The organism is Ralstonia flaminis (assembly GCF_958415495.1).
GTDB classification, from domain to species: Bacteria; Pseudomonadota; Gammaproteobacteria; order Burkholderiales; family Burkholderiaceae; genus Ralstonia; species Ralstonia flaminis.
In genome coordinates this window covers 467307-486861 of sequence record NZ_CATZLL010000001.1, presented here as the reverse complement: position 1 = coordinate 486861, position 19555 = coordinate 467307, and the positions used below count along the sequence as shown (strand labels likewise).

General features: G+C 63.7%; 15 protein-coding genes. 12 read left to right on the top strand and 3 right to left on the bottom strand.

From position 1 onward, the window contains the following. Positions 1 to 70: 70 nt before the first annotated feature. On the top strand, positions 71 to 6289 hold the full coding sequence (locus R2N11_RS02265) for an Hpt domain-containing protein (protein WP_316679968.1): 6219 nt from the start codon (positions 71 to 73) through the stop codon (positions 6287 to 6289). A gap of 80 nt (positions 6290 to 6369) precedes the next feature. Here R2N11_RS02265 and R2N11_RS02260 read toward each other — a convergent pair whose 3' ends face one another. Both R2N11_RS02260 and R2N11_RS02255 read right to left on the bottom strand, forming a co-directional pair. Next, complete coding sequence (locus tag R2N11_RS02260; RefSeq protein WP_316679967.1) at positions 6370 to 7059, bottom strand: hypothetical protein; 690 nt, start codon at positions 7057 to 7059, stop codon at positions 6370 to 6372. Positions 7060 to 7114: 55 nt separating this feature from the next. Further along, a complete protein-coding gene (locus R2N11_RS02255; RefSeq protein ID WP_316679966.1) occupies positions 7115 to 8662 on the bottom strand; it encodes a cryptochrome/photolyase family protein in 1548 nt (515 codons plus the stop codon). Between the two features lie 111 nt (positions 8663 to 8773). On the opposite strand from R2N11_RS02255, the gene R2N11_RS02250 reads away from it, so the two are divergent. From R2N11_RS02250 to R2N11_RS02220, 7 genes are all read left to right on the top strand, one after another. Further along, positions 8774 to 9526 (top strand): 16S rRNA pseudouridine(516) synthase, encoded by a 753-nt coding sequence (locus R2N11_RS02250; RefSeq protein ID WP_199030280.1) that lies wholly within the window; start codon positions 8774 to 8776, stop codon positions 9524 to 9526. An 82-nt stretch (positions 9527 to 9608) separates the two neighbouring features. Continuing rightward, entirely contained in the window at positions 9609 to 10181 is a 573-nt protein-coding gene (locus R2N11_RS02245) for a YqgE/AlgH family protein (RefSeq protein ID WP_199030281.1), read from the top strand. After that, on the top strand, positions 10174 to 10617 hold the full coding sequence (gene ruvX, locus R2N11_RS02240) for a Holliday junction resolvase RuvX (protein WP_199030282.1): 444 nt from the start codon (positions 10174 to 10176) through the stop codon (positions 10615 to 10617). The genes R2N11_RS02245 and ruvX overlap by 8 nt, the downstream gene beginning before the upstream one ends. Next, positions 10614 to 11132, top strand: coding sequence for a bifunctional pyr operon transcriptional regulator/uracil phosphoribosyltransferase PyrR (gene pyrR, locus R2N11_RS02235; protein ID WP_316679965.1), 519 nt, complete (start codon positions 10614 to 10616; stop codon positions 11130 to 11132). The genes ruvX and pyrR overlap by 4 nt, the downstream gene beginning before the upstream one ends. A gap of 68 nt (positions 11133 to 11200) precedes the next feature. Then, entirely contained in the window at positions 11201 to 12175 is a 975-nt protein-coding gene (locus tag R2N11_RS02230; RefSeq protein WP_199030284.1) for an aspartate carbamoyltransferase catalytic subunit, read from the top strand. Between the two features lie 10 nt (positions 12176 to 12185). After that, positions 12186 to 13463, top strand: a complete 1278-nt coding sequence (locus R2N11_RS02225; protein ID WP_316679964.1) for a dihydroorotase — start codon at positions 12186 to 12188, stop codon at positions 13461 to 13463. After that, positions 13450 to 14247 (top strand): lysophospholipid acyltransferase family protein, encoded by a 798-nt coding sequence (locus tag R2N11_RS02220; RefSeq protein WP_316679963.1) that lies wholly within the window; start codon positions 13450 to 13452, stop codon positions 14245 to 14247. Before R2N11_RS02225 ends, R2N11_RS02220 begins: the two co-directional genes overlap by 14 nt. Here the strand turns inward: R2N11_RS02220 and R2N11_RS02215 are convergent. Then, a complete protein-coding gene (locus tag R2N11_RS02215; RefSeq protein WP_316680032.1) occupies positions 14244 to 15119 on the bottom strand; it encodes a symmetrical bis(5'-nucleosyl)-tetraphosphatase in 876 nt (291 codons plus the stop codon). The two genes, R2N11_RS02220 and R2N11_RS02215, sit on opposite strands and share 4 nt — an antisense overlap. A gap of 230 nt (positions 15120 to 15349) precedes the next feature. On the opposite strand from R2N11_RS02215, the gene rfbB reads away from it, so the two are divergent. The 4 genes from rfbB (at position 15350) to R2N11_RS02195 (ending at position 19436) form a co-directional block, all read left to right on the top strand. Continuing rightward, complete coding sequence (gene rfbB / locus R2N11_RS02210) at positions 15350 to 16402, top strand: dTDP-glucose 4,6-dehydratase (RefSeq protein ID WP_316679962.1); 1053 nt, start codon at positions 15350 to 15352, stop codon at positions 16400 to 16402. After that, positions 16392 to 17309, top strand: coding sequence for a dTDP-4-dehydrorhamnose reductase (gene rfbD, locus R2N11_RS02205; RefSeq protein WP_316679961.1), 918 nt, complete (start codon positions 16392 to 16394; stop codon positions 17307 to 17309). Before rfbB ends, rfbD begins: the two co-directional genes overlap by 11 nt. 42 nt (positions 17310 to 17351) lie before the next feature. Next, positions 17352 to 17909: a dTDP-4-dehydrorhamnose 3,5-epimerase gene (gene rfbC / locus R2N11_RS02200; RefSeq protein ID WP_316679960.1), complete on the top strand. Its 558-nt coding sequence runs from the start codon at positions 17352 to 17354 to the stop codon at positions 17907 to 17909. An 87-nt stretch (positions 17910 to 17996) separates the two neighbouring features. Further along, on the top strand, positions 17997 to 19436 hold the full coding sequence (locus R2N11_RS02195) for a mannose-1-phosphate guanylyltransferase/mannose-6-phosphate isomerase (RefSeq protein ID WP_316679959.1): 1440 nt from the start codon (positions 17997 to 17999) through the stop codon (positions 19434 to 19436). The last annotated feature ends 119 nt before the right edge of the window (positions 19437 to 19555 follow it).

Here is a 19555-nt window from a genome sequence, read left to right as displayed (position 1 = left end):
TCCATCGTCGGCACTGGATTTCGGGCGGGAGTGCCAAGCGGCAACCGCCAACTGCATTTTGGAAGCACACATGCGTCATCAATCTTCCGCCCAGCCCGAATCCGCCTCGCCTGAGGCGGTTGGAGTCTCTGCCGGGGGTCCGAAATTCGGCCCGAAGTCTGCTGTGCCTGCGCGTGATCTCTCCGCGCTGGCCTGGGTTGCGCCCAACATGCGCGCCGCGCTGGACGATGCCGTACGCGAGTTCGGCGAATATGCGGCCGATGTCATCGCCAATCCGGAAGTCATCGGTGCGCGCGATACCACGTCGCTGCGCCTGGCCGGCCAGTATCTGCACCAGGCCGCCGGCGCGCTGTTGATCGTCGGCCTACGCGGCATCGAGGTGTATTGCCAGGCCGCCAAGCGCCTGCTCGAAGCGGTCGATGCGGGTACCGTGCAGGCCGATGCACATACGCTGGACGTGTTCTCGCGTGCCGTACAGGCACTGCAGGAATATGTGGCCGACCTGATGGCCGGCATGGCCGAAGAGCCGCTGCGCCTGTTCCAACCGTATCAAGCCGTGCTCGCCCGCCTGGGCGAAGAACGCATCCATCCGGCGGACCTGTGGGCCGACGAACTGCGTCACCTGCCGGCGCTGTTATTGCCGTCTCGTGATCTGCCGGGGCTGGCCCGCCTGCGCCGCAAATTCGAACTCGCGCTGCTGACGGCGCTACGTGCGCCGGCCCCCGGTGCTGAAGGCGCACAGGCCGATCCGGCCGCTGCTGCCGCGGCGTATGCTCCGTTGGAGCAGCTGCTGCACGGCATCCGCGCGCTTGAGCGTGAGCCGCGCCGTGCCGGCGACGATCTGCAGCGCGATCTGTGGCTCGTGCTGGCGCTGACCTTCGGCGCGCTGCGTGCCGGGTTGGTGCCGGCCGATATGACCGCCAAGCGTCTGGCTGCGCGCGTCAACCTGTTGCTGCGCCAGTACTCGCACAACAACGTCCACCTGCCGCAGGGCCTGCTGACCGACGCACTGTATCTGCTGGCTGGCATGGCCTACAGCAATGCGCCCGCCACGCCGGTGGGTGACGACACGCTGGGTCCGGACATCGTTGCCTGCGTGCAAGCCTTTGCAATTCCGCCCACGCACGCGCCTGCCGGTGCACTGCATACGCGCCAGTACTACGCGCTGCTGCCGACCGATGCCACCGATACGCTGCAACGTGTGGGCCGCACCCTGGAAACACTCAGCCAGCAAGCCGAGCCCGACGCCGAGGAAACCGACGCCGCGCTGCAGACGCTCGCGCTGCATACCGAGGCACTGGGCCAGCCCGCGCTGCAGGATCTGTCGCAGCGCCTGGCGCAAGCGCACGGCCGCGACATCGCCCCCACACTGCAGTTCCTCTCGCGCATGCTGGCCCGTCCGTGGGCACTGCATGGTGAGTCCGGCGACCTGCGCAGCGCGTGGTTTGCCGCCCGCTGCACCGAGTTGGCCGAGCAAGTCCGTGCCACCCAAGCCGGCGACGCCGTCCCCGCACCGGCCTGGCTGTCCCTGCTGGCTGACGAAACCGCACAACGCCGTACGCGCGCCGAGCAGGTACGCGCGCTGCAGACGCAACTGGCCTCGGCCGAAACACACCTGGACGCCTTTGAGCGCGAGGGCGAGCAAAGCGGAGGCCTGCAGGAGGCCAGCCGCCTGTTCGGCTACATGCAGGGCGCCTTTGCCACCATGGATGCGTACGAGGCCGTGCACGCCACCCAGGCCGCCCAATCGACCATTGCCGCGCTGGAATCGGCAGGCGAGGGCGCGGGTGCTGATCGCGAACGCTATCTGGGGGCGCTGGCTGCCAACGCCAGCGGCCTGCAGGGCTTCCTTGATGCGCTGTCGGCCGGTACTGAACTGACCGGCACGCAGATCGACGAGATCGTCATCGCAGGTACGCTCACGCCAACCGAGCGCGAAACCGCCTGGCACGAATTTGCCTTTGACGCAGAATCCGGCATGTTGGCCCGCCGTCAAACGCAGGCCGACGCACACGCCGCAGAGCATGCGGCTGCCGCCGACGTCGCATCGCCGCTGCAATCGCTGCTCGACCGCCTGCTCGCCAAGCATCCGGTGGACCCGACCGACCCGCTGGCCGCCGAGTTGCGTACCGCGCTGCAGGAAGCGCGCGACGCTGCCGCCATTGACGACGACCCGGCACGTCGCCGCCGTCTGGAAGAGGCGCTGGCGCAATTTGACGCATGGCAGGTTGGCAGCGCCGGCGCGCTGGAACGCCTGCAGGTTGCGCTGGCCACACCGGTTGCTGCACCGGCCGAAGCTGCACCCGCACCAGCCGCCGCTGCACGCGACACGCAATCCATCGATGCCGAACTGCTCGACATCTTCCTGTCCGAAGCCGAAGAAGTGCTGGCGGGGGTGCGCTCCGATCTGCACGCGCTGCACGCCGCGGCCGAGGCAGGCTCCGGCGGCCTGGCCGCGGGCTCCGACCTTGACCTGCTGACGCAACTGCGTCGCGCATTCCACACACTCAAGGGCTCGGGCCGCATGGTTGGCCTCACCCGCTACGGCGAGGCCGCATGGGCCATCGAGCAGGTGATGAACGTGTGGCTGGCGGAGAGCCGCGTGCCCTCGCACGATCTGGCTGCGCTGCTCACCCGCGCGGAATCCGAGTTGTCGACGTGGGCGACTGCCATTGCGCAATCGCCGCAAGCCGATCACCCGATCGAGCCGCTTGTTGCCGCCGCCGAGCGCGTGCGCCACGGTGGTCCGTTCGTCTGGCTGGAGGCCGTGCAGGAAACGCCCGCACCGACGGCGGAGCCCGTGGCTGCTTTGGTGGAGGCTGCCGAGCCGGCCAATGACGCATCTTCCCTGGTCTGGGAAGACACTCCTGTCGCGCACGAGCCCGAAGCGCCGATCGTTGCTCTCGAAACGCAGCACGCGGGGTTCGACACCCCGAGCGCAGAGCCCGAAGCGCCTCACGTCGAGTCCGAAACGCTGCCTGCCGAGTTCGGAGCCTCGAACGTCGGGTACGAAGCCTTGCATGTCGAGTCGGAAACCTCTCGCGCCGAGTCTGAGACCCCGAGCATCGAGTCCGAAACGTCGCACGCCGAGTTCGACGCCTCGCATGTCGCGTCGGGAACTTCGCAGGCCGGGTTCGAAACCCCGAATGTCGAGTCCGGAACCCCGCCCGCTGAGTCTGAGACTCCAAGCGTCGAGCCCGAAACGCCGCACACGGAGTTCGAAACACCGGCACACGCTATCGATGGCGATGCCAAGGTGATCCCGTTCCCGTTTGCGCAGACCGGCGCAGCGGAAGAAGCACCGCACGACGATGGCGTGAAGGTCATCGGCCCCGTGCGCGTGAGCGTGGCGCTGTACAACGTCTACCTGCAGGAAGCCGATGATCTGATCCGCCGCCTGGGCGTGGATTTCTCGGAATGGCGCCACGAAGGTCGTACGCCGCCGAGCGAGCTGGCCCTGCGCGCCGCACACACGCTGCAAGGCAGCTCCGCCGTGGTCGAACTGGAGCCCGTACGCCAGTTGGCGGATGCGTTGGAGCAGGTGCTGCTGAACCTGAACAGCCGTCCGGTGGCCATGCACCCGGGCGACTTCCGTCTGCTCGACCAGGCGGTCGAACGCATGCGTGGCATGCTGCACCAGTTTGCCGCCAGCGTCTGGCCGGAGGCTGACGAGCCGCTGCGCCGCGGTCTAGACGAGCTGTGCGAGCGCGTGCTGGTGCGTCCGCGATTGCCGCTGGAGCCTGCGCCGCAAGCCTTTGTCGAGATCGCTCAGGCCGAGAACGAAACCGCTGGCCTGGCGGACGAACCCGTCCTTGCGCAACTCCAGCAGCCTCAGGACTTGGTGCAACTCGCACCGGCCTATCACGCGCCCGTGGCCGAACCGGCTGTCGGTGAGCTGGTTCGCCAGGCGCCGGCTGACGCGCTCGATCCGGCGCTGCTGGAAATCTTCCTGGAAGAGGCGCACGTTGCGCTGCCCGAACTCGGCCAGCACCTGCGCGCATGGGAAGCCGCGCCGCAGGATCGCGCTGCATCCGGCCTGCTGCTGCGTAACCTGCACACCGTGAAGGGCAGCGCTCGCATGGCGGGCGCCATGACGCTGGGTCAGGCTGCGCACGAAATGGAAAGTGCCATCGAGAGCGGCCTGCGCCAGAACCGCGTGGACGACGCGCTGTTCCGCAAGCTCTACATGTGGTTCGACCGCATCCAGGCGCACGTCGATGCGCTGGGCTCGGGCAAGGTGCTGTCGCTCGATGCCGGCCTGGCTGAAGCTGCGGAAGCCCCGCAGGCGCAGGATGAAACCCAGGCGGTGCCCGGCACGTCGATGCTGCCGGCCGTGGCCACCACCACCAACGTTGACCTGGCCGGCACGCGCAGCGCAGAAGCCGACGCGCTGGAAGTGGCCGAACGCCAGCGCGCCATGGTGCGCGTGCAGGCGCGAGCGCTCGACTCGCTCATCAACGATGCGGGTGAAGTCGGTGCCGCGCGTGCGCGTCTGGAATCGGAAGTCGATGCGCTCAAGACCTACCTGTCGGAACTGAACGACAACGTGGCGCGTCTGCGCTCGCAGGTGCGCGAGATCGAAATCCAGGCCGAAACGCAGATGGAGTCGCGCATTGCTGACGCGCAAGCGCACGCCGAAGCCTTCGATCCGCTGGAGTTCGATCGCTTTACGCGCCTGCAGGAACTCACGCGGATGATGGCCGAGTCCGTCAACGACGTGGCAACCGTGCAGCAGAACTTGTTCCGCGGTTTCGATCAGGCCTCGCTCGATCTGGAAACGCAGGCACGCCTCACGCGCGGCCTGCAGCGCAGCCTGATGCGCGCGCGCATGGTGCAGTTCGATACCGTGGCCGACCGTCTGTACCGCGTGGCCCGTCAGGCCGCGTCGGAAACCGGCAAGGAAGTCCGCCTGTTTATCAAAGGCGGTACGGTGGAACTGGACCGCAGCGTGCTGGACCGCATGGGCGGCCCGCTGGAGCACATGATCCGCAATGCCGTCGCGCACGGCATCGAATCCGCCGACGAGCGCCGCGCCAAAGGCAAGAACCCCGCTGGTGAACTGACGCTGGAAGTGCAGCAGGAAGGCAACGAAGTCGTGCTGCACTTTGTCGATGACGGTGGGGGCCTGAACCTCGACCGCATCCGCGCCCGTGCGCTGGAGCGCCAGCTGCTGGCGCCGGACGAAGAGGCCAGCGACGCACGCCTCACAGAGATGATCTTCACGCCGGGCTTCTCTACCGCCGATCAGGTGTCGGAGTTGGCCGGCCGTGGCGTGGGCATGGACGTGGTGCGTGCCGAGACAGTGGCCCTGGGTGGCCGCATCTCGCTGCAGACCACGCCGGAAGTCGGCACGCGCTTCACCATCCACCTGCCGCTGACCACCGCCATTACCCAGGTGCTGCTGGTGCGTGTGGGTGAGCGCGTGTATGCGATCCCGTCGGGCATGATCGACCACGTGCAGCAACTGCGCCCCGCAGCGCTGGCCGAGGCCTACAACGCTGCGGCGCTGCAACTGCCGACCGGCCCGGTGCCGTTCCACTACTTCGGCGCGCTGCTCGAAGAAGCGCAGCCTGTCGCGGGTGGCCGCAAGTACTCGCCGGCGGTGGTGGTGCGCAGCGGTGCAGACCGCGCCGCCGTGCATGTCGATGAAGTGATCGGCAACCGTGAAGTGGTGGTCAAGCACATCGGCCCGCACCTTGCGCGTCTGGAAGGCATTGCCGGTGCGACCACGCTGGGTGACGGCGAGATCGTGCTGATCTACAACCCGGTCGTGCTCACGCAACGCTTCGAGCGTGAAGCCGCTGCGCTCGGTTTGCCGCATGGCGATCAGGAAACCACCGGCGCCGTGGCGGAACTCTCGCGCAGTGGCAGCACGGATGCCGTGCCGGGCCTGGCCACGCAGCCGATCGTCATGGTGGTCGACGATTCGCTGACGGTGCGCAAGGTCACGCAGCGTTTGCTCACGCGTTCGGGCTATCAGGCCGTGCTGGCGCGTGACGGTGTGGATGCACTGCGTCAGCTGCAGGAGATCACGCCTGACGCCATGCTGGTCGACATCGAAATGCCGCACATGGACGGCTTCGACCTCACGCGCAACGTGCGTGCCGACGAGCGTATCGGCGCCACGCCAATCATCATGATCACCTCGCGTACGGCGGATAAGCACCGCCGCTATGCCGCGGAGATCGGCGTGAACGTCTACCTCGGCAAGCCGTACAACGAAGAGGAGTTGCTGCAGCACTTGCGCAACCTGATCGGCGATCGCGCGCCGGTGGCCAACGCGGGTTGACGTAATCCGTCGCAGCAAAGACAACGGGCCGGTGTTCTACCGGCCCGTTGTCATTTGCAAGGCATGTGCCTGTCAGGCGGTCACTTCGACTTGGCCAGCTTGGCGCAGTCCCAGCCGTGCGTGCGGATCTTGGCGAGTTGGTCGATCGCCGGCGTGCGCCATGCGTTAGGCAACGTGCAGGTGAGATGCGATGGGCGCTTGCTGCTCGTGTCGTCGGGTTCGGGCCTGTCGGGCGGCACGTAGTCGGAGCGCACCTCCCCGGTGAGGGCATTGACGCTGTAGCGCTCCTGCAGGCCCGTCATGGTGTCTCGTGAGTGGAGGGTCCAGCCGGCGACGACCCAGCGGCCGTCCCGCATCGTGAATACCCAGTCTTCGCCCCAGCGCTCGCGCGAGCCACCCAGGTTGCTCACGAACAGCGAGCCGCGCTTGATCTCCAGCGCAACAAGCGGGTCCGCGATCATGCCGCCGCACTCCTGGCACATGGTGATGTCGTTACTGGCCAGCGACAATTTGCCGCCGGTATAGAAGCGCATGCGGCGGTCGCCGTCCGGGTTGTTCTTGGGCGTGAGCACGTCGACGCAGACATCGACCGTGTCGGGTTTGCCGATCGGGCCGCGCACGCTGCGCTCGACCGTGTAACCGGCATCGGGGGCTGCGCAGGTTTTGGGGGCATCGCTGTTGACCGCAGCATGCGCCGGGCCAGACATCAGGCAACCCGTTGCCATCGCCACGATAGCCAACAGCGGGGTACAACGTTGCATCATGCGCATTGCGCGTCTCCGTGGACAAAAACGCGCAGCAGTATCGCGTAGCGCGCTCAAGCTGTCACGAGCGCTGGTGCAGTGCTGCTGCCTCCGCGCCGGAGGTGCGCTCGGCCTTGGTGACCGCATAACGGTCGAGCGTGGTAGCGCGTGCACCGGCATGGTCGACGATGGGGTGTGGGTACGTTTCGCCAAGCACGACGCCTGCTTCCTTCAGTACATTGGCAGGCGCCGTCCACGGTGCATGGATGAACTTGTCAGGCAGCCCGGCGAGCTGCGGCAGGTACTTGCGGATGAAGCGGCCTTGCGGGTCAAACTTCTCCGATTGCGTGACCGGGTTGAAGATGCGAAACCACGGCTGCGCATCGCACCCACTCGATGCAGCCCACTGCCAGCCGCCGTTATTGGCAGCGAAATCAAAGTCGTTGAGCACGTCGGCAAAGTACTGCTCACCGCGACGCCAGTCGATGCCAAGGTCTTTGATGAGAAAGCTGGCTGCCACCATGCGCAGGCGGTTGTGCATGTAGCCGCTCTGGAAGATCTGCAGCATGGCGGCATCCACCAGCGGGTAGCCGGTGCGCGCGGCTTTCCAGGCTTCGAAGCGCGCGTCGCCGGTTTCGCCATCAACCCAGCGGATGCGGTCGAATTCCGGGTGGAATGAGGCGCCATCGGCCAGGTCTGGGCGGTGGTGCAGGATCATGAAATAGAAGTCGCGCCAGATGAGTTCCGACAGCCACGTCGCCGCGCCACGGCTGCCGCGCAGCATGGCCGCATGCGCGCGCGCTGCCAATGTGCGGATCGACACGGTGCCAAAGCGCAGATGTGTCGACAGGTAGCTCGGCCCACGCACGGCGGGGAAGTCGCGGCGAGCGTGGTAGTCGTCCATGCGGTCTTCGAAATCGTCGAGCAGTGCTGCGCCCCCGGACATGCCGGCGGGCAAGGCGATCTCCGAAAGGTTGGTGTGCGCGAAGCCCATGGCTTCCAGCGACGGTGTGGCGTGCGCGAGTGCCTGTGGCGGCTTGGCCAGCGCGCCGAAGTAGGGCTCGGTTGGGTACGCGCGCAGATCGAACGGCGTGAGCGCGGCCAGCCAGGCGTTCTTGTAGGGGGTGAAGACACCGTACGGCTTGCCCTGGCCGTTGAGCACCTCGTCGCGCTCAAAGATCACCTGATCCTTGAAGTCGAACCAGGCGCAAGGCTGCTGCGCGAGCGTTTTGCGCACGGCCTCGTCACGGGCCTGGGCGGCGGGCTCTTCATCGTGGTTGGCGAAAACAGCCTCAACGTTGAGCTGGCGCGCGAGCGCGGGAATGGCGTGGCGCGGGTGGTCGTGTACGACGATGAGCTCGCCGCCGGCTTCGCGCAGGGCGGTGCGCAGCTCCTCGATGGATGCGCGGATGAACTCGATGCGGCGGTCTGCCATGAGCCCGCGCGCGAGCAGCGCATCAAGGATGTCGCGATCGAATACGAACACGCAATAGACTTCGCGGCAGTGGCGCAGGGCATAATGCAGCGCCGCGTGGTCAACGTGCCGCAGATCGCGCCGGAACCAAACGAGTCCGCGCTGGAAATGTGCTCCGATGTGATAGGGCTGGCGGTTTCCGGTGGTAGGCGGCATCGGGCAGAGTCGGCTGGTCTGGAGATTGGCCGAGAGCGTATCGCAAAACGCCCGGCGAAACCCGGCAAAATCTGGCAAACCGCGCCGCATTCTTCTCTTCATGTTGTTGTCATGGCTGATTCTTCCGCTCGTCTTCCGCTGTATCGCATTTTGCAATCCCAAGGCTTCGGCACGCGCCGCTATTGCAAGGACCTCGTGCTCGCGGGGCTGGTGTTCATCAATGACGTCGAGATGGAAGACCCCGACGCGCTGGTTGATACCGCAGGCCTGGTGCTGGACGTGGACGGCGAGCGCTGGACGTACCATGCCCGTGCCTACCTGATGATCAACAAGCCGGCCGGCGTGGAGTGCTCGCAAAAGCCGAAGCATCACCCGAGCGTGTACACGCTGCTGCCGGTGCCGCTGCGCGAGCGTGGCGTGCAGTGCGTGGGTCGGCTCGACCAGGACACCACCGGCCTTCTGCTGCTGACCGACGACGGCCAGTTCGTCCACACGCTCACCAGCCCGCGCCATCAGGTGCCCAAGGTGTATGAGATCACCACCGCCGAGCCGGTGACCGACGCGCAGGTCGCCCAGTTGTGTGCCGGCGTGCTGCTGGACGACGAGGATGAAAACGTTATCGCTGCCTGGGCCGAGCGCGTGGACACGCACCACCTGCGCATGGCGCTCACGCAAGGCAAGTACCACCAGGTCAAGCGCATGGTGGCCGCTGCCGGCAACCATGTGACCGGGCTGCACCGGAGCGCCATCGGTGGGCTGTCGCTGGGCGACGATCTGGCCCCCGGCGAATGGCGCTGGCTGGACGCCGCCGACATCGAAGCGCTGCACACCACGCCGGAGCGTCAGAACGCCCCGGGTGCGTGATCCGGCACAAAATCCTTACCCCGGAAGCAGGCTCCTCCAAATGAAAGGGGCGATGGCCGGGGGCTTTTGGTAAACTAGTCGCATGGCCTCGCCGGACGCACCTATCAATCTCACGAATCAGTTCCTGATCGCTATGCCTGGCATGGCGGACTCCACGTTTTCGGGCACGGTGGTGTACATGTGCGAGCACAACGAGCGCGGCGCGCTCGGCCTCGTCATCAACCGCCCCATCGACATCGACTTGGCGACGCTGTTCGACAAGATCGATCTCAAGCTCGAAATCCACCCCCTCGCAGAACAGCCCGTGTACTACGGCGGCCCGGTGCAGACCGAGCGCGGCTTTGTGCTGCATGACGCCACGGGCGCGTACTCGTCGTCGCTGGCGGTGCCGGGCGGGCTGGAAATGACCACCTCCAAGGATGTGCTGGAAGCTGTCGCCCAGGGCGGCGGGCCGCAGCGCTTCATCCTGACGCTCGGGTATGCCGGTTGGAGCGCCGGCCAACTGGAAGACGAACTCAGCCGTAACGGCTGGCTGACGGTCCAGGCCGACCCCGAGGTCATCTTCAATGTGCCTGCCGAAGAGCGGTTTGCCGCTGCGCTGAACCTGCTTGGCATCAACCCCGCCATGCTGTCGGGCGAGGCAGGGCATGCCTGAGCCCGCATCGGCGACGGGTCCGGCCACCGCTCCCGTGCCCCCAGACGGCACTCTGCTGGCATTCGATTACGGCGAAAAGCGCATTGGTGTTGCGTTAGGCAATACTATTTCGCGTTCGGCTCGGGCGCTGGAAACCATTCCCAACCGCTCGGTCGACTTCCGCTTTGCGCAGATTGCGCGCCTGATCGACGAGTGGCAGCCAGTCGGTTTCGTGGTCGGCATGCCTGTGCATCCCGATGGCGATGAGCAGCCGATGATCAAGCTCGCCAAGCGTTTCGGCAATCAATTGCACGGCCGTTATGGCCTGCCGGTCACCTGGGTAGACGAGCGTTATTCTTCGATCGCCGCACAGGATGCCGGCGCCTCCGACGATGTGCTCGACGCAGAAGCCGCGCGCATCATCCTCCAACAGTTCTTCGACGAATCACACGCATGACATCGCAACAGATCGATGCCGAGGCGCTGTACCAGAGCCTCGTCGCACAACTGCGCACACGGATGGCCGACGGCCATGCCTGGTCGGTGGCCGGAATCGTCAGCGGCGGCGCCTGGATTGCCAAGCGACTGGCGCATGACCTAGGCCTGCCGGAATATGGCGTGGTCAACGTGGCCATGCATCGCGACGATTACGCCAAGAAGGGCCTGCACGCCAAGGCCCAGCCGACCACGCTGCCGTTCGATGTGAACGAGCGCCGCATTTTGCTGGTGGACGACGTGCTGGCCAGCGGCCGCACCATCCGCGCCGCCATCAACGAGCTGTTCGACTACGGCCGCCCGGCCGCAGTGGAACTGGCCGTGCTGGTCGACCGCGGCGAGCGTCAACTACCGGTTGCCCCGGACTACATCGGTGAGCGCGTTACGCTGCCAGCCAACGAGTCGCTCGTGCTGAGCGAATCCGGTGAGGGCGCCTTCGCACGCTTTACCTTCACGCGCGAGCCCAAGGGTGCCTGAGTTCGCGCGCTGTATCGCTTCTGTTCTGTACTGACCGCTTTCGTCGCCTTCTGCCGTATCTGTCTCTCATGCCCAAGACTTTCGCCAATCCGCAGCTCACGAAAAACGGCGAGCTCAAGCACCTGCTGTCGATCGAGGGGCTGTCGCGCGACATCCTCACGCACGTGCTGGACACCGCGCAGCAGTTCGTTTCCGTATCGGATTCCGACCGCGAGGTGAAGAAGGTGCCGCTGCTGCGCGGCAAGAGCGTGTTCAACCTGTTCTTCGAGAACTCCACGCGCACGCGCACCACGTTTGAGATCGCAGCCAAGCGGTTGTCGGCGGACGTGATCAACCTGAACATCAACGCGTCGTCCACCAGCAAGGGTGAGTCGCTGCTCGATACGATCAACAACCTGTCGGCCATGCAAGCCGACATGTTTGTCGTGCGGCATGCAAGCTCCGGCGCGCCGTACCTGATTGCGGAGCACGTTGCGCCGCACGTGCACGTGATCAACGCAGGCGATGGCCGTCATGCGCACCCCACGCAGGGGTTGCTCGACATGTTCACCATCCGCCACTACAAGAAAGATTTCTCCAACCTGACGGTGGCGATCGTCGGTGACATCCTGCACTCGCGTGTGGCGCGTTCCGATATCCATGCGCTGACGACGCTGGGCTGCGCCGAGGTGCGCGCCATCGGCCCGCGCACGCTGCTGCCGGGCGGCCTGGAGCACATGGGCGTGCGTGTCTTCCACAACATGGAAGAGGGCCTCAAGGGCGTGGACGTGGTCATCATGCTGCGCCTGCAGAACGAGCGCATGAGCGGCGCGCTGCTGCCGTCTGCGCAGGAATACTTCAAGGCGTACGGCCTGACGCAAGACCGCCTCGCACTGGCCAAGCCCGACGCCATCGTCATGCACCCTGGCCCGATGAACCGCGGCGTGGAGATCGACTCCGCCGTGGCCGACGGCGTGCAATCGGTAATCCTGAACCAGGTGACGTTCGGCATTGCGGTGCGGATGGCCGTGATGGGCATCGTGGCTGGCAACAACGAAGAATAAAGACTGACCGATGAAACTGCATATCAAAGGCGGCCGCCTGATCGACCCGGCCAACGGCATCGACGCACAACAGGACTTGTACATCGCTGCGGGCAAGGTGGTCGGCGTCGGCCACGCACCGGCGGATTTCCATGCCAACAAGACGGTCGACGCGACAGGTTTGATCGTCAGCCCGGGCTTCATCGACCTGTCTGCCCGTTTGCGCGAGCCAGGTTTCGAATACAAGGCGACGCTCGAATCGGAAATGGCCGCAGCCATGGCCGGTGGTGTGACGTCGCTGGTGTGCCCGCCGGACACCGACCCCGTGCTGGATGAGCCGGGCCTGGTCGAGATGCTCAAGTTCCGCGCGCGCAACCTGAACCAGGCGCACGTGTATCCGCTGGGCGCGCTCACTGTTGGCCTGAAAGGCGCGGTGCTGACCGAGATGGCCGAGCTGACTGAATCGGGCTGCGTCGGCTTTTCGCAGACCGATGCGCCGATGGCTGATACGCAGGTGCTGATGCGCGCGCTGCAGTACGCGCGGACCTTTGGCTTTACCGTCTGGCTGCGCCCCGAAGATCCGTACCTGGGCAAGGGCGGCGTGGCGGCAAGCGGCCCGCTGGCGTCTCGCATGGGCCTCTCCGGCGTGCCGGTGATTGCCGAGACTGTGCGCCTGCACACCATCTTCGAACTGATGCGCAGCACCGGTGCGCGCGTGCATTTGTGCCGCCTGTCGTCGGCTGCTGGACTCGAACTCGTGCGCGCTGCCAAGGCGGAAGGCCTGCCGGTCACGTGCGACGTAAACGTCCACCACATCTCGCTGACCGACGTTGACATCGGCTACTTCAATTCGCAGATGCGCTTTGTGCCGCCGCTGCGCTCAGGGCGCGACCGCGACGGCATTGTGCGCGCGCTGGCCGACGGCACCATCGACGCGATCTGTTCCGATCACACCCCCGTGGACGACGACGAGAAGCTGCTGCCGTTTGCGGAGGCCACGCCCGGTGCGACCGGCCTCGAAACCCTGCTGCCGCTGACGCTGCGCTGGGCCGCCGAGCACAAGGTCGAGCTGTCGAAGGCGCTTGCCCGCATTACCAGTGAACCGGCGCGCGTGCTGGGTTTGCAGGCGGGCTCGCTGGAGGTCGGTGCGATGGCCGATGTGTGCGTGTTCGATCCGCACGCCACCTGGAAGGTCGAGCCACGCAGCCTGCGCAGCCAGGGCAAGAACTCGCCGTACCTGGGCTTCGAGTTGGCAGGCCGCGTGCGCGCCACGCTGGTTGCCGGCCACCTTGCCTATGACGGGCATTGATCAGCGCATGGAAAGCGCACCCACTGGGGTGAGCACACCGCAGCGAAAACACCTGCTGCGCAAGCTGCGGTTGCTCGTGCATCTGGCTGAGGGCCTGACCACGTGTGCGCTGCTGTTCTGGTGGGTACGCCCTAGCACCAGGCGGGCGCTGATTCAGCGCTGGTCGCGCAAGCTGCTGGCGCTGTTTCGCGTCTCGCTCGTCGTGCATGGCGAGCCGGTTGAAGGCAAGGATCTGGCCGGGTCCATGCTCGTGTCCAATCACGTGTCGTGGATCGACATCTACGCGATCAACAGCTGGTACCCGCCGCGCTTCGTCGCCAAGTCGGAAATCCGCAGTTGGCCGGTGATTGGCTGGCTGTGTGCGCAGACTGGCGTGCTGTTCGTTGAGCGCGCCCGCAAGCGTGACGCACACCGCATCATGCACGTGATCGCCGATGCACTGCGCAGCGGGGATGCGATCTGCGTGTTTCCCGAAGGGACGACGTCGGACGGGCTGCAACTGCTGCCGTTCCACGCCAACCTGTTCCAGGCGCCGGTGACCGCCGCCGCCCCGATCCGCCCCGTGGCGTTGCGCTATCGCATTGCTGCCACCGGCGAGTTGACGACCATTCCCGCGTACATCGGCGATCTGTCGATGATGGATACGATCAACGCCATCCTGAACGGACCACCGTTAGTGGTGGAGGTGCTCGTGGGTACCTCTGTGGCCCCAGAGATGGACCGCCGGTCACTGGCCGCGCACAGCCAGGACGCTGTCGCGGCGCTAATCGAACGCGCAGGCTAGGCCGCCTGAGAGTTTTTCTGGTGAGCGAGCGGGTCTTGCGCCTGCTCGCACGCGACCTGCACCACATCGCGCTCTGCTGGCGCCAGCGAAAGTTTCGCTGCTGACAGCTTTCCGCCCCACACGCATCCGGTATCCAGGCCGATCAGGTCATCGCGCATCACCAAACCGCGCGTGGACCAGTGTCCGAAAACGATGGGCGTGCCGCGTGTGCGGCGACCCGGCACATCGAACCACGGCATGTGACCGTCGGGCGCACCTTCGGCGTCTGTCGTCTCAAACTCCATCGCGCCATCTAGCGTGCAGAAGCGCAGGCGGGTGAGGGCGTTGATCGTCAGGCGCAGGCGGTCCATGCCGACGAGATCATTGCTCCACTTGGCAGGATGGTTGCCGAACGCGTCCGCTAGGAAGGTTTTCCAATGTGCGCTACGCAACTCGCGCTCTACGGCGCCCGCCAGTTCCAGCACGTCGCCTGTCGTCCATTGCGGCAGAACGCCGGCGTGCACCATCAGGAAACCGTTCTCGAAGATGGCCAATGGCTGGTGCCGTAGCCAGTCGATGAGTTGATCACGATCGGGTGCAGCCAGGATTTCGGCGATGGTGTCGCGCTTGCCCGGCTTGCGCACGCCGGCCGCCACAGCCAGCAGGTGGATGTCGTGGTTGCCGAGCACCGTGCGTGCGCGACCGGCTTCGCAGAGGGCGATGACTTGCCGTAGCGTGCCGAGAGAGTCAGGGCCACGGTTGATCAGGTCGCCTACGAAGCGCAGTGGCGCGTTGGCTGGCAGGGCGGCCAGGAGGGACTGGAGAGGGGCGCAGCAGCCTTGGAGGTCGCCGATGGCGTGGGGCGTGGTCTCGGAAGCGTGGGAATGCACGATGGCTCGGTAAAAACGGATGTTGTTGTCCACTGCAGAGACGTTGACGTCTCAGTTCTTACAGCGTGCTACAAATTTCTTGGGGCTTGCCACGGGGGAGATGGTGGGGGCGGATAGAATACGTTGTTTATAGTGATGCGCGGCAATTCGTTTCTTGCTGCCCTTGTTGTGGGGACAACCTGGGCATCAGCACGCTATGGCCCGTGGTCGGATGATAGGCAGGAGTGCAGCGTTTGTCCCATATCCTCGTAACTGGCGGTGCCGGGTTCATTGGCGGCAATTTCGTATTGGAGTGGTTGTCGGATCCGGCCGCTGATGGCGTGGTCAATGTCGACAAATTGACCTATGCCGGCCATAGGCAGACATTGGCATCGGTTGGCGATAATCCTCGCTACGTATTCGTGCAGGCCGACATCTGTGACCGTATGGCGCTGGACCACGTGCTTGCTAAGTACCAGCCTCGCGCAATAGTGCATTTTGCCGCCGAGAGCCATGTGGATCGGTCAATTCATGGGCCCGCAGCCTTCATTCAGACCAATCTGGTCGGAACGTTTACGCTACTTGAGGCTGCCCGTGCGTATTGGTCCAGTCTGAATACCGATTCGCGTGCGGCGTTTCGTCTGCTTCATGTTTCGACTGACGAGGTGTTCGGCTCGCTTGGCGTTGAAGCCCCGAGCTTTTCCGAAACAACACCTTACCGGCCGAACAGTCCCTATTCCGCATCCAAAGCGGGGGCCGACCATCTTGTGCGTGCCTACCATCACACGTATGGGCTGCCGGTGCTCACGACGAACTGCTCGAACGGCTATGGGCCCTATCAGTCTCCCGAGAAGCTGATCCCTCGGATCATCACCAACGCATTGGCTGGCAAAGCGCTGCCCATCTATGGAGACGGTCTCAATATTCGCGATTGGTTGTACGTTGGCGATCTCTGCGCCGCATTGAGAGCTGTTCTTGCACACGGGCGCGTGGGCCAAACCTATAACGTGGGCGGCGGCAACGAGCGTTCGAACTTGCAGATCGCCCACACCCTCTGCGATCTACTGGATGAACTGCGTCCCCGGCGTGAGGATTCGTACAGAGAGCAGATTTGCTTTGTCGAAGATCGTCCCGGTCATGACCGGCGTTACGCAGTGGACGCAAATAAGATTCATAGCGAGCTGGGTTGGCAGCCAGTCGAATCTTTTGAGTCGGGGCTGCGCAAGACGGTCCAGTGGTTTTTGGACAACCCGGTATGGGTGCAGGCGGCCCTGCGCAATGAGGGTGTGGGGCATCATGCCGCGTAGCACGATTGCCCATCCGACGTTACTTGTGACGGGTTGCAATGGTCAATTGGGCTTCGAGTTGCAACGTCGTTTGGCTAGCCTGGGACGCGTTGTCGCCCGGGATCATGCTGCATGCGATCTGACGCAACCCGCAGCATTGCGTAAGACGCTGCGCGAAATTCGTCCCGATGTGATCATCAATGCGGCAGGCTATACGAACGTTGACCGGGCGGAAATCGAGGTCAAGCAGGCATTTGCGGTCAACGGAGTCGCGCCGGGCATCCTGGCTGAAGAAGCCAGGGCGATGGGCAGCTTGCTCGTTCACTACTCCACCGACTATGTGTTCGATGGCGGCAAGTCGGGGGCGTATGTTGAAACCGATCAGACCAATCCACTATCAGCATACGGGCGGAGCAAGCTGGCAGGAGAGGTGGCGGTTACCGAGAGCGGTGCTCAAGCATTGATCTTGCGTACCGCATGGGTTGCCAGTGCACATGGGGCCAATTTTGTGAAGGCGATCTTGCAACTCGGCCGTGAGCAAGATCACTTGCGAGTTATCGCCGATCGGATCGGCGCGCCGACCACGGCGGATTTGATTGCTGATGTAACCGCTGAGTTGCTTGCGCGCTATTGGATGCTTGCCGATCGTCGGAACTTTCCATTCGGCCTCTATCACCTTGCTTCCGCAGGGCAGACCAGTTGGCATGGCTATGCCGTGGAGATTCTGACCCACGCGCAAGCTCGCGGCATCGCGCTGAAGGCGACATCAGGACGGATCACGCCAATTTTGGCCGCCGACTATGCAGAGGCCGCATCGCGCCCGGCGAATTCCTGTCTCGATACGTCCAAGTTGCAGCAGACATTTGGTATGGTGTTGCCCGACTGGAGAGTGGGGCTGCGCCGCCTGCTGGACCAAATTTTTCATTAAACAAGGCGCTATCGGTAATCAACGCGCCAACGCATATCTCAAATGCCTACCAATCTGATGGTGACACGGACGGCGCTTACGGATGTGCTGGTTCTCGAGCCCAAGGTATTCGGTGATGACCGCGGTTTTTTCTACGAGAGTTTTAACGCGAGAGATTTTGAGGCGGCAACAGGGTTGAATCGGACTTTTGTCCAGGACAACCACTCAGGGTCTGTACGCAACGTCCTGCGTGGTTTGCATTACCAAGTGCAGCGACCACAGGGAAAGCTCATACGCGTGCTTGCCGGTGAGGTGTTCGATGTGGCGGTGGACCTGCGTAGGAGTTCGCCTGAGTTTGGCCACTGGACCGGCGTTACCTTGTCTGCTCAGAATCGGCGGCAATTGTGGATTCCCGAGGGTTTTGGGCACGGATTTCTGGTGCTGTCGGAATACGCTGAGCTGCTGTACAAGACGACGGATTTTTGGTACCCAGAGTTCGAGCGCTGCTTGCAATGGAATGACGCCACAGTAGGTATCCAATGGCCGACTGACGACACCCCGATCGTCTCGGTCAAAGACGCAGCCGGTCGATCCCTATCAGACGTGGAGATTTTCTCTTAGCGATTGTTGTGATTTGTTTGGGTGGGAGCTGGAGGGAGCGGTGCACAGAATAAATTATAATTTTCTATTAAATCGAGATTGGTCAAAATGAAGATCGTTCCTGTCATCATTTCCGGCGGTGCCGGGACGCGGCTCTGGCCGGTGTCGCGCGAGTCCTACCCCAAGCCTTTGCTCAAGTTAGCCGACGGCGAAAGCCTGCTTCAGAAGACATTCAAGCGCGCTACGTTGTTTGCCGACGTTGCTGAGGTCGTCGTTGTCACGAACCGTGAGACGTTCTTCCTCACGCGCGATGAATGCCAGGAGATCAACAATCGGCACATCCCACTCGGGTTCGTGTTGGAGCCGTTTGGCCGAAATACTGCTGGCGCAGTTGCTTCGGCAGCCCATTGGATTTGTCGCCGTCATGGTGACGATGCGGTGATGCTGGTGCTTCCGGCGGATCACCTGATCGATGATCTGAATCAGTTCAAGACAGTCGTTGAGACGGCGTCAACTGCGGCATTGGAAGGGCGGATCGTTACGTTCGGTATCCGTCCGATCTCTCCCGAGACCGGCTACGGCTACATTGAGCTTGATGCCGAGCAGCAGCGTGAAGGTGTTCACTCTGTGGTTCGATTCATCGAGAAACCCAAACTGGATGTTGCTGAGGCGTTCGTGGCCAGTGGGGTCCATCTTTGGAACTCAGGCATGTTCTGCTTTACGGCACGTCACGCGGTCGAAGAATTTGGCAAGTACGCTACCGACTTGCTCCAAGCGTGCGAGCGAAGTGTTGATTTCGGCGCCGAAGCGACATCGAGCGGTTGCTGTTCGCTGGAACTGAATGCGGAGCAATTCAAGCACGTCGCAGATATTTCCATCGACTACGCGATCATGGAAAAATCGGATCGTGTCGCGGTGGTGCCCAGCAATATGGGTTGGAGTGACATCGGCTCTTGGCACTCCATCAGCGAGCTGACGCCCCCGGATGCGCAGGGCAACCGCATCTATGGCGATGCGCTCTTGCATGGGGTCAGTAACTGCTACATCAAGAGCGAAGATCGTGTGGTTGGCGCAGTCGGCGTGGAAAACCTGATCATTGTCGACACGCCTGATGCGCTACTGGTCGCCAATCGCGACAGTACTCAGGATGTGAAGCACATCGTGGGGCAGTTGAAGAAAGCTGGTCACGAAAGCTACCGTATCCACCGAACCGCCCATCGTCCGTGGGGGACGTACACGGTGTTGGAAGAGGGGGATGGCTTCAAGATCAAGCGCATCGTGGTGAAGCCGCGAGAGCAGTTGTCACTGCAAATGCATCACCATCGCAGTGAGCACTGGATCGTTGTCAGCGGATCAGCCACTGTCATCAACGGCGAGCAGAAGATTCAACTGCAGCCGAATCAATCCACCTACATACCCGCGGGCCACAAGCATCGCCTGATCAATCCGGGGGTGATCGATCTCGTCATGATTGAAGTCCAGTGCGGCGAGTACCTTGGGGAGGACGATATCGTCCGTTTCGAAGACTCATACGGGCGGACGTCCTGATTGTCTGGAAGGGCCCTGGCCTTGTTGCCAAAGGCCTAAACACCGGCGCCCCGGTGCTCGATTCTAGAAATGTGGCTTATGGGCATCTTTTCAATAAGGCACTTTGACGCCGACTTAGC

Coding starts and splice junctions, on each gene's coding strand:
- R2N11_RS02245 (WP_199030281.1), top strand. CDS start 9,609: ATGGCCTCGCCGGACGCACCTATCAATCTCACGAATCAGTTCCTGATC.
- R2N11_RS02255 (WP_316679966.1), bottom strand. CDS start 8,662: ATGCCGCCTACCACCGGAAACCGCCAGCCCTATCACATCGGAGCACAT.
- R2N11_RS02225 (WP_316679964.1), top strand. CDS start 12,186: ATGAAACTGCATATCAAAGGCGGCCGCCTGATCGACCCGGCCAACGGC.
- R2N11_RS02230 (WP_199030284.1), top strand. CDS start 11,201: ATGCCCAAGACTTTCGCCAATCCGCAGCTCACGAAAAACGGCGAGCTC.
- R2N11_RS02250 (WP_199030280.1), top strand. CDS start 8,774: ATGGCTGATTCTTCCGCTCGTCTTCCGCTGTATCGCATTTTGCAATCC.
- rfbD (WP_316679961.1), top strand. CDS start 16,392: ATGCCGCGTAGCACGATTGCCCATCCGACGTTACTTGTGACGGGTTGC.
- R2N11_RS02260 (WP_316679967.1), bottom strand. CDS start 7,059: ATGCGCATGATGCAACGTTGTACCCCGCTGTTGGCTATCGTGGCGATG.
- R2N11_RS02195 (WP_316679959.1), top strand. CDS start 17,997: ATGAAGATCGTTCCTGTCATCATTTCCGGCGGTGCCGGGACGCGGCTC.
- R2N11_RS02220 (WP_316679963.1), top strand. CDS start 13,450: ATGACGGGCATTGATCAGCGCATGGAAAGCGCACCCACTGGGGTGAGC.
- pyrR (WP_316679965.1), top strand. CDS start 10,614: ATGACATCGCAACAGATCGATGCCGAGGCGCTGTACCAGAGCCTCGTC.
- R2N11_RS02265 (WP_316679968.1), top strand. CDS start 71: ATGCGTCATCAATCTTCCGCCCAGCCCGAATCCGCCTCGCCTGAGGCG.
- rfbC (WP_316679960.1), top strand. CDS start 17,352: ATGCCTACCAATCTGATGGTGACACGGACGGCGCTTACGGATGTGCTG.
- ruvX (WP_199030282.1), top strand. CDS start 10,174: ATGCCTGAGCCCGCATCGGCGACGGGTCCGGCCACCGCTCCCGTGCCC.